Origin of the sequence: Streptomyces sp. SID5910 (assembly GCF_009862125.1) — a bacterium.
Lineage (GTDB): Bacteria > Actinomycetota > Actinomycetes > Streptomycetales > Streptomycetaceae > Streptomyces.
The window spans coordinates 1-13,614 of the sequence record NZ_WWHX01000543.1 but is presented as its reverse complement, the minus strand read 5'-3'; the positions used below and the strand labels follow the sequence as shown (position 1 = coordinate 13,614).

At 71.8% G+C, this 13,614-nt stretch carries 13 protein-coding genes and 1 riboswitch; of the genes, 4 read left to right on the top strand and 9 right to left on the bottom strand.

What is annotated here, in order from left to right; all coding sequences use genetic code 11:
- A partial coding sequence (locus GTW67_RS19005) for a sensor histidine kinase (protein WP_161166017.1) occupies positions 1-1,324 on the bottom strand: 1,324 nt, incomplete at its 3' end.
- Between the two features lie 581 nt (positions 1,325-1,905).
- Here GTW67_RS19005 and GTW67_RS19000 point away from each other — a divergent pair.
- On the top strand, positions 1,906-2,478 hold the full coding sequence (locus GTW67_RS19000) for a hypothetical protein (protein ID WP_161166016.1): 573 nt from the start codon (positions 1,906-1,908) through the stop codon (positions 2,476-2,478).
- A 105-nt stretch (positions 2,479-2,583) separates the two neighbouring features.
- Here GTW67_RS19000 and GTW67_RS18995 read toward each other — a convergent pair whose 3' ends face one another.
- A complete protein-coding gene (locus tag GTW67_RS18995; protein WP_161166015.1) occupies positions 2,584-3,777 on the bottom strand; it encodes an MBL fold metallo-hydrolase in 1,194 nt (397 codons plus the stop codon).
- 191 nt (positions 3,778-3,968) lie between these two features.
- On the opposite strand from GTW67_RS18995, the gene GTW67_RS18990 reads away from it, so the two are divergent.
- Both GTW67_RS18990 and GTW67_RS18985 read left to right on the top strand, forming a co-directional pair.
- Entirely contained in the window at positions 3,969-4,553 is a 585-nt protein-coding gene (locus tag GTW67_RS18990; protein ID WP_161166014.1) for a carboxymuconolactone decarboxylase family protein, read from the top strand.
- Positions 4,554-4,613: 60 nt separating this feature from the next.
- On the top strand, positions 4,614-5,234 hold the full coding sequence (locus GTW67_RS18985; RefSeq protein WP_161166013.1) for a TetR family transcriptional regulator C-terminal domain-containing protein: 621 nt from the start codon (positions 4,614-4,616) through the stop codon (positions 5,232-5,234).
- Positions 5,235-5,272: 38 nt separating this feature from the next.
- Here GTW67_RS18985 and GTW67_RS18980 read toward each other — a convergent pair whose 3' ends face one another.
- Positions 5,273-6,058 carry a GDSL-type esterase/lipase family protein gene (locus GTW67_RS18980; protein WP_161166018.1) on the bottom strand — a complete coding sequence of 262 codons (786 nt, stop codon included), beginning with the start codon at positions 6,056-6,058 and terminating at the stop codon, positions 5,273-5,275.
- Positions 6,059-6,336: 278 nt separating this feature from the next.
- Entirely contained in the window at positions 6,337-7,272 is a 936-nt protein-coding gene (locus tag GTW67_RS18975; protein WP_161166012.1) for a M23 family metallopeptidase, read from the bottom strand.
- A gap of 4 nt (positions 7,273-7,276) precedes the next feature.
- Positions 7,277-7,433, bottom strand: a riboswitch (cyclic di-AMP (ydaO/yuaA leader).
- A gap of 439 nt (positions 7,434-7,872) precedes the next feature.
- On the opposite strand from GTW67_RS18975, the gene GTW67_RS18970 reads away from it, so the two are divergent.
- A complete protein-coding gene (locus tag GTW67_RS18970; protein ID WP_161166011.1) occupies positions 7,873-8,670 on the top strand; it encodes a tyrosine-protein phosphatase in 798 nt (265 codons plus the stop codon).
- 25 nt (positions 8,671-8,695) lie between these two features.
- Here the strand turns inward: GTW67_RS18970 and GTW67_RS18965 are convergent, their stop codons facing one another.
- From GTW67_RS18965 to ispG, 5 genes are all read right to left on the bottom strand, one after another.
- Positions 8,696-8,815 carry a DUF6126 family protein gene (locus GTW67_RS18965; protein WP_161166010.1) on the bottom strand — a complete coding sequence of 40 codons (120 nt, stop codon included), beginning with the start codon at positions 8,813-8,815 and terminating at the stop codon, positions 8,696-8,698.
- Positions 8,812-9,477: a helix-turn-helix domain-containing protein gene (locus GTW67_RS18960; protein ID WP_161166009.1), complete on the bottom strand. Its 666-nt coding sequence runs from the start codon at positions 9,475-9,477 to the stop codon at positions 8,812-8,814. The genes GTW67_RS18965 and GTW67_RS18960 overlap by 4 nt, the downstream gene beginning before the upstream one ends.
- A gap of 75 nt (positions 9,478-9,552) precedes the next feature.
- Positions 9,553-10,938 (bottom strand): aspartate aminotransferase family protein, encoded by a 1,386-nt coding sequence (locus tag GTW67_RS18955; RefSeq protein WP_161166008.1) that lies wholly within the window; start codon positions 10,936-10,938, stop codon positions 9,553-9,555.
- Positions 10,939-12,855, bottom strand: a complete 1,917-nt coding sequence (gene dxs, locus GTW67_RS18950; RefSeq protein ID WP_161166007.1) for a 1-deoxy-D-xylulose-5-phosphate synthase — start codon at positions 12,853-12,855, stop codon at positions 10,939-10,941.
- A gap of 27 nt (positions 12,856-12,882) precedes the next feature.
- Positions 12,883-13,614: flavodoxin-dependent (E)-4-hydroxy-3-methylbut-2-enyl-diphosphate synthase (gene ispG / locus GTW67_RS18945; RefSeq protein ID WP_161166006.1), on the bottom strand; the 732-nt coding region annotated here is incomplete at its 5' end.

Here is a 13,614-nt window from a genome sequence, read left to right as displayed (position 1 = left end):
CCGCGGACGCAGGCAGCAGGGGCGCGGCCGGCGGGCGGGGGCCCTGCGGGGGCGGGGCGAGCGCCGGCGTGGATCCCGTGGCCTCCTGCGACCGGCCCCCGGCGTCCTGGATGTCCGGCGCCGCGCCCAACAGGGCCTGGGGCACGACGAGTACGGCCTGTACGCCGCCGTAGATGTTGGTTTGCAGGCGGACCGTGATGCCGTGCCGCTTGGCCAGCTGCGAGACCACGTACAGCCCGATGCGGCCGTCCGCGAGCAGACGGGCGACGTTCACCTGGTCGGGGTCGGCGAGGAGGGCGTTCATCCGGCTCTGCTCGGCGACGGGCATGCCGAGGCCGCGGTCCTCGACCTCGACGGCGAGGCCCGAGGTGACGAGGCTGGCGCGCATCAGCACCTGGGTCTGCGGGGCGGAGAACAGGGTGGCGTTCTCGACGAGTTCGGCCAGCAGGTGGATGACGTCGGCGACGGCGTGGCCGCGCAGGGTGCCGTCGATCGGCGGGACCAGGCGGACCCGCGAGTACTGCTCGACCTCGGCGATGGCGGAGCGGAGCACCTCGGTCATGTCCACCGGGTTGCTCCACTGCCGGCGGGAGACCGCGCCGCCGAGCACGGCGAGGTTCTCGGCGTGGCGGCGGATGCGGGTGGCGAGGTGGTCGACGTGGAAGAGGCCCTTGAGGAGGTCGGGGTCCTCGATCTCGTTCTCCAGCTCGTCCAGGATGGAGATCTCGCGGTGCACCAGGGACTGGAGGCGCCGGGCGAGGTTGACGAAGACCTCCAGCTTCTGTTCGCTGCCGGCCTGGCTGGAGAGCTGGGCGGCCTTGACGACGGCGGCGACGGCGCCGTCGTGGGCGCGGGAGAGGTCGGCGGCGAGCAGTTCGAAGTCGTCGGCGTCGTCCGGCGGTCCGCCGCGCGGCTTGCGCTGGGGCGGGGTCTCGCCGCGGCGCAACGCCTCGACCACGCCTCGAAGTTCGCCCTCCTGGCGCGCGGCTCCGGCGCGCAGGGCGCCGACGCGCTCGTGCACGGACCGCGCGACGCGGCCGGCGGCGACGGCGGCGATGACGACGGCCGCGACGGTCACCGAGACCGCCCCGGCGAGCATGCCCCACAGGACGAGGCCGGGGCGGGCGCCGGTGGACCGGACGGTGAACAGGACGACGGCGCACGCGCTGAGGGCCACCGCGACGGGTGGCAGCACGGCGAGGCGCAGGAGTCCCGGACGTATGTGGGTCTCGGGCAGCGCGGGGGCGGTACGGGAGGCCGGCCGGCCGTGCCGTCCGCCCTCCCGGCGGTCTGCTCGCGCGGCGGGGGCGCGGAGGTGAGACATCGGGGTCCTCGTACTGGTCCGTTGGTCCGTCGGGCCGGGGGTGCGTGCGTGGGGTGGACGCCACGCGGACACGCGACGGCACGCGGGCACGCACCCTCGCGGTGCCGACCGAGCGGACCGGGGATCCGGCCCTACGTCGCCCGACGGACACTGACAGTAGTCGCCTCCCCCTCATGTGCGGTGGGCAGTTGCCAAAGTCCCCCGGGCAAGGTCCCGCTCTGGTATGAGGCCTCGTACGACAGCCCGAAAAGCCGGTAAAGGTTCCGTTCCAGAGGCGCCGGATACCGGTCGAACCCGATCAGAAACTGTCACTGTCAGTGAACGGCCTCGACGTCGACCTCACGTCGCCGCTCCCCCGCGAGGTCGAGAACACCCCTGCTCGTCCCGGCCCGGCTTCGGGAACGACACCGCCTGCCACCCTCTGACCTGAGGCAGGGCGTCGTTCGAGGTCAGCCTTCAGCGGCAGACCAGCCTTGACCAGGTGCTTCACCATGAACGGAGATCCAGAGTGAGTAACAACCCGCGTTGAGGCCGTGGCGGGGTCACGGCCCCGTCACCGGCCCTGTACCTACGGTGGACACATGCGAAAACGTCAATTCCTGCCGGTCTACGTCGCAATGATCGCTCTGCTCGCCGGCTGTGCCGATGTGAAGGACGAGGCGAACGACGCCGCGGACCAGTCGTCTGCCCGGCCGTCCGCGCCCGCAGGCCGGCAGAGCGAGCCGTCGGGTGACGGCAGCCGGGCCTGGGAGCCCGACGACGCGATGCAACGGGCGGAGCGGGCCCTGGAGGCCGCCTCCGACAGCGACGCGCGTCCGGAACTTGTCGACACCGGGGGCGCGTTCGTCGCGAGTGGCATGGACAAGAAGCACCAGACGTCTGGCGACCGGCCCTACTTGCTCGGTATCACCTGTGACACAGACGGAATCGGGGAACTCACCCTCACCCTGTCGCGAGGCCCGCAGGAACAGGCGTACGGGGTCGAGTGCGGGGACCCGGAAGCCGACCAGTTCAACATCCCCGCCGGGCAGCCGTTCACCGCACGGGTCGACCCGGTCAAGGACGGCAACGGCCTCATCCTTTGGCGCCTGGACACCATCGCCCGGGACGCGGTGGAAGGATGTGATGACGACATCGATGGCTGTGACGGCTGAGCGGTGAACGCGCCGTCGGCGACGGTGGCGGCGCCGCATGTGTTCTCTCTCGGAGAAGAAGTGTTGTCGCCGGTCGAGCCGCTGCTGCCGAAGCCCCGTCCGACCTCACCGCTCACCAGCGGGGTCGAGATCACCTCTGCTCGTCTCAGCCAAGATCTCCGTACCCGGCGGACGCCGCCAGGGGTGCGCGACCGGACCCGACACCGCCCGCCACCACGGCTCCACCGGCAGCTTCCCCGCCGGCTCGAAGGGCTCGCCCGGCCGCGGGAGCGCCACCGCCTGGCCGGCCTCCTCGGCCGCGTCCTTCGTCCACTCCCCCGGCTCCGCCCAGGCGTGCGGAGCCAGGTTGAAGGTCCCCCAGTGGATCGGCAGCAGGGCGCCGCCCGGGCGGCCTCCCTGGAGGTCGAGGTGGGCGCGTATGCCCTCCTCCGGCGTCATGTGGATGTCCGGCCAGAACTCGGCGTACGCGCCGATCTGGATCATCGTGGCGTCGAACGGGCCGTGCGCCGCGCCGATGTCACGGAAGCCGTCGAAGTAGCCCGTGTCGCCGCTGTGGTAGACGCGGTGTTCCTCGCCCGCGACGACCCAGGACGCCCAGAGGGTGTGCTGACCGCTGCGCAGCCCGCGTCCGCAGAAGTGGCGGGCCGGGGTGGCGGTCAGGGTGAGGCCGCCTACGCGCGTCGACTCGTGCCAGTCCAGCTCCCGCAGCCGGCCGGCGGACACGCCCCAGTGTTCGAGGTGGGCGCCGACGCCGAGGGGCACGGCGAACAGGGTGTCCGTGCCGGCCAGTGCCTTGATCGTGGGCATGTCCAGGTGGTCGTAGTGGTCGTGGGAGATGACGACGACGTCGACCGGTCCCAGGGCGGCCAGGGGCACCGGGGCCGGGTGCAGCCGCTTGGGGCCGGCGAAGGGGAACGGGGAGCAGCGCTCGCCCCAGACCGGGTCGAACAGCACGCGCTGCCCGTCTATCTCGGCGAGCACGCCCGAGTGGCCCAGCCAGGTCAGCCGCAGCCCGGTGGCGGGCGGCCGGGCGAGGTCGGCGAGGGTGGTGGCGTGGACCGGGACCGTGCCGCGCGGGGCACGGCGGAGCCGGGACTCCCGGTCGAAGTAGATCTTGGCGAACTCGCGGGCCGACCCGGAGGGGCGGGTCCGGGCGGTGCCGCCGGGATTCTGGAAGACCCCGTCCCGGAAGTGCGGTGATCTGCGGATACGCGCCAGGCGCTCACCGCTCGGGTCCGCGCCGAACGCGGCGGGCCGCGGCACACGGGGCCCGGTGTGGGGGGAACGGGGAGCGGCCACGGTACCTCCTGGTGGAGTGGGTCGGACTCTCCATTGTCGTCCTGTCCGACCTGAGATTTTCGTCCTGTCCGACGTCACATCGAACGACGGATGTCACATCCGGGTTCCCGCCGCTCGTCGTATCGGTGAGGGCGCCCCGCCGGAGCGCCCGGAACGGATCGGCTCGGCCGACGGACAGGAAGGTGGCCACCATGGCCCGCGTATCCCTCACCCCGCCCCGGACCCTTTTCTTCCGCGTCATGGAGTGGTACTCCCGGCGCGCCTACGGCAAGGTCCTCGACCCCGGCAAGGCGCTCGCCCACAACCCGCGTGTGCTCTGGGGCGACCTGCGGTTCGAGCAGTCCGTGGCGAAGTGGAACAGGCTGGACTCCGATCTGAAGGCGCTCGCGGTGATGGCCTCGGCTGCGTCGATCGGCTGCTCCTGGTGCATGGACTTCGGCTACTGGGAGAGCGCCGAGCGCGGCATGGACCGGCGCAAGCTCCGCGACGTGCCCGTGTGGCGGGACAGCGACGCCTATACGCCGCTGGAGCGTGACGTCATGGAGTACGCCGAGGCGGTCACGGCGACCCCGCCCACCGTCGGCGACGGCCTCGCCGGGCGGCTGCGGACGCGGCTGGGCGAGCCGGCCTTCGTGGAGCTGACGGCCATGATCGCCGTCGAGAACCTGCGGTCCCGTATCAACGCCGCGCTCGACCTCACCAGCCAGGGCTTCAAGGACTCCTGCGACCTGCCCGGTGCGGGGCGCACGGGCGCGGCGACCGCCACGGCGGACTGAGCGGGCGGGGCCGTGAGCGGCCGTCGTCGCACATGCGTGCGCCTGTATAGGGTGACGGGCGTGACGAGGGTCCGGTTGAGTGTGGCGGAGCGGCGCGAGGAGCTGCTGCGCGCGGCGATCGAGCAGATATCGGCGCGGGGCGTGGCGGCGTTGCGGATCGCCGACGTGGCCGCGGCGCTCGGCGTCAGCAACGCGCTGGTGCTCTACCACTTCTCCACCAAGGAGAAGCTGGTCGCCGCCGCGTTCACCCACGCCGCCGAGGACGATCTGGCGCGGCTGCGCAAGCTGCTCTCGCGCCGCACGTCGGCGCTGCGCCGGCTGCGGGCGGCCGTGCGGTGGTACGCCCCGACCGGCCAGGCCAAGGGCTGGCGGCTGTGGATCGAGGGCTGGGCGGCATCGCTGCGCGAGCCCGCGCTGCGGGAGGTCACACGGGAGCTGGACCGGCAGTGGAAGGCGGCCATCGCCGAGGTGATCGCGGACGGCGTGGCCGCCGGGGAGTTCCCGTGCCCGGACCCCGACGGCGCCGCCCTGCGGCTGACGGCCCTGCTGGACGGGCTGGCCGTCCAGCTGACGTCGTACACGGGCGCGGTCTCCCGCGCCCGTGCGCTGCGCTGGGTGGACGAGTCGCTCGCCCGCGAACTCGGCCTGGAGCGCGACGCGTTGACCGCGCCGCGCCCCTGAGCACCCGTCCCCGGCCGGAGCGGCGGAGCGTGCCCGTCTCAGGCCACGGCCGCGATGCGCAGCTTGATGTCGTCCGGGGAGAGCGCGCCCTTCGCCGTGACGTGGTCCCCCGAGGACTCGCCGCGCAGCCGGCGCCCGATCCACGGCACCAGGTACTCCCGGGCCCAGTGCACGTCGTCCCGGCGGACGTCGAGCGTGCCGCGCGGCGGCAGGGGCGGCCAGGGCTGGTCCGGGTCGGCCGGGATGCGCAGGCCGAGGACCTGGCCGGCGCGCAGCGCCACGCGGGTGTGCCCCTCGGCCGACAGGTGCAGCCGGTCGGTGTCCCAGGCCCTGCGGTCCTGGACGCTGCGCAGCGACCACAGGTCGAGCACCGGGCAGCCGTAGCGGTCGGCGATGGCGCGGACGTGGCCGTTGTAGGTGGCGATCTTGCCGCGCAGATGCTTGAGGACGGGCACCCCGCGGGTGTCGAAGCCGGTGGTCACCAGTACCGTGCCGGCCGCGGCGGCCAGCGCGGCCACCGCCCGCTCGAACCGTTCGGCCACCTCGTCGGGATCGGTGCCGGGTCGGATGATGTCGTTGCCGCCGGCGCAGAAGGAGACCAGGTCCGGCGCGAGTTCGACGGCCCGGGGGACCTGCTCCGCCACGATCTGGTCGAGCAGCCTGCCGCGTACGGCGAGGTTCGTGTACGTGAAGTCGCCCTCGGGGCGCCGGTCGGCGAGCAGTACGGCGAACCGGTCGGCCCAGCCGACGAACGCCCCGTCGGGGCCGGGGTCGCCGACGCCCTCGGTGAAGCTGTCCCCCAGCGCCACGTACGACCCGATCACTGCTCTGCTGTCACTCTTCGAATCGTCTGCCACATCGGCCCATGATTCACCTTGGAATGTGACCTACGCGACCGTAGGAAGGGGTTGACGGTCGGTGAGAAAAGCCACTCCTAAAGTGTTCGCCAACTCAGGAATAAGCAAAGGCCGGTGACGGACGCACCGAAGGCCGGACCCGGGGATCGGGGTCCGGCCTTCGGTGGCTCGGGTACTACCGCGCGGGTACTACTGCACGGGACTACTGCACGGGTACTACCGCGCGGGCATTACGGCGACCGCCGTCAGACGGAGACGCCGTGCGAGCGCAGGTAGGCGACCGGGTCGACGTCGGAGCCGTAGTCCGGCGTGGTGCGGATCTCGAAGTGCAGGTGCGGTCCGGTCACGTTGCCGGTGGCACCGGAGAGACCGATCTGCTGACCGGCGGTCACGGACTGACCGGCGGAGACGGAGATCGAGGACAGGTGGGCGTACTGGGCGTAGTAGCCGTCGGCGAGCCTGATGACGACCTGGTTGCCGTACGCGCCGCCCCAGCCGGCGGAGACGACCGAGCCCGCGCCGACGGCCTTCAGGGAGGTGCCGGTCGGGACGACGAAGTCGGTGCCGGTGTGGTAGCCGCTGGACCACATGCTGCCGGACTGGTGGTACGGGGTGCCGACGCCGGCGCCGGCCACGGGGGCGGTGTAGCCGCTGGTGGTGCCGGCGGACTTCGACGCGGAGGTCTGCTCGGTGTCCGTCGACTTCTCGGCGGACTTCTCGGCGGACTTCGCGGCGGGCTTCTCGGCCTTGGCCGGCTTCTCGGCCGGCTTCTGCGCGGGCTTCTCCGCGGACGGCGAGGTCTTGGCGGTGCCGGTCGCGGCCTGGTGGCCGATCGACAGCTTGAGACCCGGGTGGATCAGCGACGGGTCGGAGCCGACGGCCTCGCGGTTGTCCGCGTAGAGCTTCTTCCAGCCGCCGTCGACATGCTGCTCGCCGGCGATCTTGGACAGGTAGTCGCCGCTCTTGACGACGTAGGTGTGCGCGCCCTTGTCGGCCGACTTCTGCGCGCCGGCCGCGACGGACTGGACGGACTGTCCGGCCGCGGAGTGCGCGGGGGCGGCCTGCGCGGCGGCGGCACCCATCAGCGGGAGCGCGAGCGCGGCGCCACCGGTTCCGGCGACGGCGATGGTGCGGGTGAGGCGCTGGGCCTTGGTACGGCGGTGCTTACCCTTCGCGGGCATGGCGAATTCCTCTCCGGCGCCTGCGAGGTGAGCTGTCGGGTGCGGACTGGAGATGCCCGGCCGCGTCGTGACGCGGCTTTACCCCGAGCCGTTCCGGGAACCGGAACAGGCGTTGTACCTGTGGGTCCCCCGCTCCTGCCGTGTACGGGTGGTGGATGAGTGCGGCTCCGGTCGGCGGCAGGATTAGGCGTCCGTCCGGATCGGTGGTGAACGTAAGCGACCGCGATACGAACGGACAAGCGAGAGGTTCCGCGGACAGGTGTTTCGCGTGATCCATTGCGGGAAGAAGCGGTCACACTCCGTCGATTCCGCGCATGCCCTTTCCTGCAAAGGGCCTTGATAGACGCGTGAATTACGTGGACATGACGGGCAACGGACGGTCACCTCTATGACGCTGCTCACGGGGGACACTCCAGCACCCCTTATTTCGCAGCGAGTTGGAACCAATGGCCCATTTCGGACAGATGGGCCAGATAATGCGTAGTCGGGCCTGTCATTCGGCGCCCCGCCGACTCGTTGCCGCAGGCAAGGGATGCCGTATCGTCGGCCGGGCGCCCGTCGGCGAGCAGCGTCGGCGGGGCCGAGGTGGGAGGAGCCCCCGTGACGCAGCAGGTCCCGTCGACCGAACCCGAGCTGGCAGGCGTGCGCAACTTCCGGGACGTGGGCGGACTGCCCACCGTGGACGGGCGCCGCGTGCGTCAGGGCGTGCTGTTCCGCAGCGGCCACCTCGCGCACGCCACCGGGGAGGACGCCGCGTTCCTCGCCTCGCTGGGGCTGCACACGATCTTCGACTTCCGCAACGCCGCCGACCAGCGGCTCGAGGGCCCGGACGTCGAGCTGCCGGGCGTGCGCAATGTGAACCTGCCGCTGAGCGACCCGGCCGACGGCGCCGAGTTCTGGAAGATGATCCGCGACGGCGACCTCGACCAGCTGCGCGCGATCCTGGCGAACGACCAGGCCGCGAACCGGATGATCGGCTCCTACCGCACGATCATCAAGGAGCGCACGGCGGAGCACTCCCGCGTGCTGCACGCGCTCGCCGAGGACAGCGTGCCGGCCCTGATGCACTGCGCGGCCGGCAAGGACCGCGCGGGCCTGTCGATCGCGATCACCCTGCTCGCCCTGGGCGTGCGGCGCGACGCCATCGTGGAGGACTACCTGAAGTCCAACGAGAAGCACCGCCGCTACAAGGTGCGCCGCAGCAGCTCCGCCGCCTCGGCCTACTCCCCCGAGGTCATGGAGCTGCTCAGCCCCCTCTTCGACGCGCGCGCCGAGTACCTGGCGGCGGCCTTCGAGACAGTCGAGGAGACCTGGGGCGGGGTCGACGCCTACCTGGAGAAGGGGCTGGGCGTCACCCCGGAGCTCCGGGACCGGCTGCGCGAGCGGATGCTGGACTGAGCCACCCGCTCACCGTGCCGGCCGGCTACTTGGCGCCCACCTCGAAGAGCAGGAAGAGGAAGCCCGCGACGACGTGTCCGAGGACGATGTAGATGAGGAGTCGCACCCACAGGGCGCGCGGCAGCTTGTCCTGGATCGTGCTCATGGCATCTCTCCTGCGGTGTGACGGGTCGGTGTGGTGACGGGCCCCAGGCACAGCGCCGCCGTGGGGCTCTGGAGCAGGGTGTGGACGAAGAGGAGCTCCAGCCCGTCGGCGTCCTGGGCGGCGATCCGGTGCGGGGTCAGGGAGTCGAAGTGGGCGCTGTCGCCCGGGCCGAGCAGGTGCACGGCGTCCCCGAGGCGTAGCCGCAGCCGGCCCCGCAGGACGTGGAGCCACTCCTCGCCGGGGTGCACGCGCACGATGTCGCCCTGCGTGCCGTACGGCACCCGGACGCGCAGCGCCTGCATCCCGCGGCCGGACCCGCCGGCCTGCCAGTACGTCCAGCCGCCCGCGGCCGTCGGCTCCATGTCCCCGGCCCGTACGACGGCGTCCCGGTCCGCGGTCGTCTCGCCGAGCAGCTCCGAGACGGTCGTACCATAAACGCGGGCGAGCGCGAGCAGCATCGGCAGCGAAGGCTGGCGCTGCCCGGTCTCCAGGCGGGAGAGGTGGGCGGGCGACAGTCCGGCGGCGCGGGCCGCCGACTCCAGGGTGAGGGCCGCGCGGCGCCGCAGGGCGCGTAGCTGCGGGGCGACCACGGAGGTCACGGCGTCCGCCGGCGCCTCCGGCGGTTCCACCGGTCCTCCTGGAGGGTCGGTCGAGGAGTTCATGCCTCCATTCAGCCCCACTTTTGCCTGCGAGGCAATTTTCTTGCCTCACAGGCAAACCGCGGCAGGACGCTGGGGCTAGCGGTTCGCCACCGCCTGCCTGACCAGTGTCTTCCCGAAGTCCCACATCAGGCCGCCGCCGTTGTGCGCGTCCTCCATGATCTCGGTGAAGGCGTCGACGAAGCGGTCCGCGTCCGACGTGTCGATGATCAGCGGCGGGATCAGCTTGATCACCTCCAGGTGGTCCCCGGAGACCTGGGTGAGGATCCGGTGCCGTTGCAGCAGCGGCACCACCACCATCTGCGCGAACAGGCCCTTCCGCGCGGCCTGGAGCATCGTCCAGCGGCTGCGCAGCTTCAGCGACCGCGGCCGGCCGAACTCGATGCCGATCATCAGTCCCCGGCCCCGGACGTCGGCGAGCAGTTCGTAGCGGTCCACCAGCTCCGTCAGCCGGGACTTGAGCCGGTCGCCCACGGCGGCGGCGTTCGCCACGATCTCCTCGTTCTCCATCACCGACAGCACCGCGAGGCCGGCGGCCATGGCCTGCGCGTTGGAGCCGAAGCTCGCCGAGTGGACCTGCACGCGGTCCATCGAGGAGTACACCTTCTGGAAGATCCAGTCCTTGCCCAGCGTGGCCCCCACCGGGACGTATCCGCCGGACAGTGCCTTGGCGACGCACACCAGGTCGGGTTCGACGCCGTCCTCGTGCTGGTAGGCGTAGAACTTCCCGGTGCGGCCCAGACCCGTCTGCACCTCGTCGGCGATCAGGAGCGCCTTGTGCCGGTGCAGCAGGTCCTGCGCGGCGCGCAGATAGCCGGGCGGGGCCTCGTGGACGCCCTTGCCCTGGATCGGCTCCACGATCAGCGCGGCCACGTCGCCCTTCTTCAGCTCCCGGGCCAGGGCGTCCAGGTCGCCGAGCGGCACGGCGGTGTCGGGCAGCAGCGGGGCGAAGCCGTCCCGGAAGCAGCTCTCGCCGTTCACGGAGAGCGAGCCGGTGGTCAGCCCGTGGAAGGCGTGCGAGCAGTACAGGATCCTGCGCCTGCCGGTCGCGTACCGGGCGAACTTCAGCGCGGTCTCCACGGCCTCCGTGCCGCTGTTGCCGAAGAAGACGCGGTCCAGGTGGGGGCTGTAGGAGAGCAGTCGCTCGGCCAGCAGTCCGGGCAGCGGCGGGCAGTCGAAGCGGGTCAGGTCGGCCAGCGAGGCGTCGAGGACGTCGTGCAGGGCCTTGCGGACGACGGGGTGGTGGCGGCCCAGGCCCATCACGGCGAACCCGGCGAGCATGTCCAGGTAGTCGTTGCCGTCCGCGTCCCAGAAGTGCGCGCCCTCGGCCCGCTCGTAGACCTTGTCGAAGCCGATGGTGCGCAGCATGCGCGGCAGTTGGTGGTTGAGGTGCTTCGCGTGCAGCTCGTACCGCTCGGCGCCACGCTCGGCCAGCAGCGCGCCGAGGTCGAACTCCTTGGTCATTCAGTTCTCTCCTTGCCCTGGCATGACGATCCGGCCGTCCCCGGCCGCCTCCTGGACGGCCAGGCTCGCGCTGATCCGGCCGGCGATCTCGACCGGGGTGAGGCCGATGTCGGCGAGCACCTCGGCGCGTTTCGCGTGCGCGAGGAACTGCTCCGGGACACCGAACCGCCGCACCGGTACGTCGACTTCGGCGTCGCCCAGGGCCAGGGCCACCGCGGAACCGACCCCGGCGGCGCGGCTGTTGTCCTCGACCACGGCGACCAGCCGGTGCAGCGCGGCCAGGGGCGGCAGCGCCGGGTCGACGGGCTTGACCCAGCGCGGGTCGACGACCGTGCAGCCGATGCCGCGGCCCTCCAGCAGCTCGGCGGCCTTGAGGCAGACGGGGGCCATCACGCCGACGGCGACGAGCAGCACCTCGGGCCGGGCGGCGGCGTGCAGGACGTCCATCCCGCCGACCCGGTCCACGGCGGGGAGGTCCGGTCCGACGGACTCCTTCGGGAAGCGCAGCAGGGTGGGCGCGTCGTCCACGGCGACCGCCTCGCGCAGCTGGGCGCGCAGCTGGCCGGCGTCGCGCGGGGCGGCGATGCGCAGGCCCGGGACGACCTGGAGGACGGACAGGTCCCACATGCCGTTGTGCGAGGCCCCGTCGACACCGGTGACGCCGGCCCGGTCCAGGACGAAGGTGACGCCGCAGCGGTGCAGGGCCACGTCCATCAGGAGCTGGTCGAAGGCGCGGTTGAGGAAGGTGGCGTAGACGGCGACGACCGGGTGCAGTCCGCCGGTGGCGAGGCCGGCGGCGGACACGGCCGCGTGCTGTTCGGCGATGCCGACGTCCCAGACCCGGCCAGGGAAGCGTTCGGCGAAGGGGGCCAGGCCGACGGGGTGCAGCATGGCCGCGGTGATCGCCACCACGTCCTCGCGCTCCTCGCCGATCCGCACCATCTCCTCGCCGAACACGGAGGTCCAGGACGGCCCGTTCGCGGGGCTGAGCGGCGCGCAGGTCAGCGGGTCCATCACGCCGACCGTGTGGAAGTGGTCCTCCTCGTCGCGCAGGGCGGGCTCGTAGCCGCGGCCCTTCTCGGTGAGGCAGTGCACCAGCACCGGCCCGTGGAAGCGTTTCGCACGCCGCAGCGCGGACTCGACGGCGCCGATGTCGTGGCCTTCGATCGGGCCCACGTACTTCAGTCCGAGGTCCTCGAAGAGTCCCTGCGGGGCGAAGGCGTCCTTGAAGCCCTTCTTGGCGCCGTGCAGGGCCTCGTAGACGGCGGCGCCGACCACGGGGGTGTGCTGGAGCACTTCCTTGCCCCAGGCGAGCACCCGTTCGTAGCCGTCGGTCGTGCGCAGCGTCGCCAGATGGTTGGCGAGGCCGCCGATGGTCGGCGCGTACGAGCGTTCGTTGTCGTTGACGACGATGATCAGCGGCCGGTCCCTGGCGGCCGCGATGTTGTTCAGCGCCTCCCAGGCCATGCCGCCGGTGAGGGCGCCGTCGCCGATGACGGCGACGACATGGCCGCGCTCCCCCTGGACCTGGCGGGCCTTGGCGAGGCCGTCGGCCCAGCCGAGCGCGGTGGAGGCGTGGCTGTTCTCGATGACGTCGTGCTCGGACTCCTCGCGCGAGGGATAGCCGGACAGGCCGCCCTTGCCGCGCAGCTTGGAGAAGTCCTGACGTCCTGTCAGTAGCTTGTGCACATAGCTCTGGTGGCCGGTGTCCCACAGGATGCGGTCGGCGGGTGACTCGAAGACCCGGTGCAGGGCGACGGTGAGTTCCACCACGCCGAGGTTGGGTCCGAGGTGTCCGCCGGTGCGGGCGACCGCGTGCACCAGGAAATCGCGTATCTCGTCGGACAGTTCGCCGAGTTGCGCCTCGGACAGCGCCTTCAGGTCGTGTGGTCCCCGGATGCTCTCCAGAATCGTCACGCTCGTGCCCCCTTCGGTCCGTGCTGTTCAGCTCACGGTGACGGCCGGCTCCCCCGACGCGCCGTCCTGCTCCATCTGCTCGGCGATCCGCATCGCCTCGTCGATCAGCGTCTCCACGATCTTCGACTCGGGGACGGTCCTGACGACCTCGCCCTTGACGAAGATCTGCCCCTTGCCGTTGCCGGAGGCGACGCCGAGGTCGGCCTCGCGGGCCTCGCCGGGGCCGTTGACGACGCAGCCCATGACGGCGACGCGCAGCGGCACCTCCATGCCCTCCAGGCCGGCCGTGACCTCGTCGGCGAGCTTGTAGACGTCGACCTGCGCGCGGCCGCAGGAGGGGCAGGAGACGATCTCCAGCCGGCGCTCCTTCAGCCCCAGCGACTGGAGGATCTGGATGCCGACCTTGACCTCCTCGGCCGGCGGGGCGCTCAGCGACACCCGGATGGTGTCGCCGATGCCCTGGGAGAGCAGCGCGCCGAAGGCGACGGCCGACTTGACGGTGCCCTGGAAGGCGGGGCCGGCCTCCGTCACGCCGAGGTGCAGCGGGTAGTCGCACTGCGCGGCGAGCTGGCGGTAGGCCTCGACCATGACGACCGGGTCGTTGTGCTTCACCGAGATCTTGATGTCCCGGAAGCCGTGCTCCTCGAAGAGCGAGGCCTCCCACAGCGCGCTCTCGACCAGGGCCTCCGGGGTGGCCCTGCCGTACTTCTGGAGCAGGCGCTTGTCGAGCGAGCCCGCGTTCACGCCGATGCGGATCGG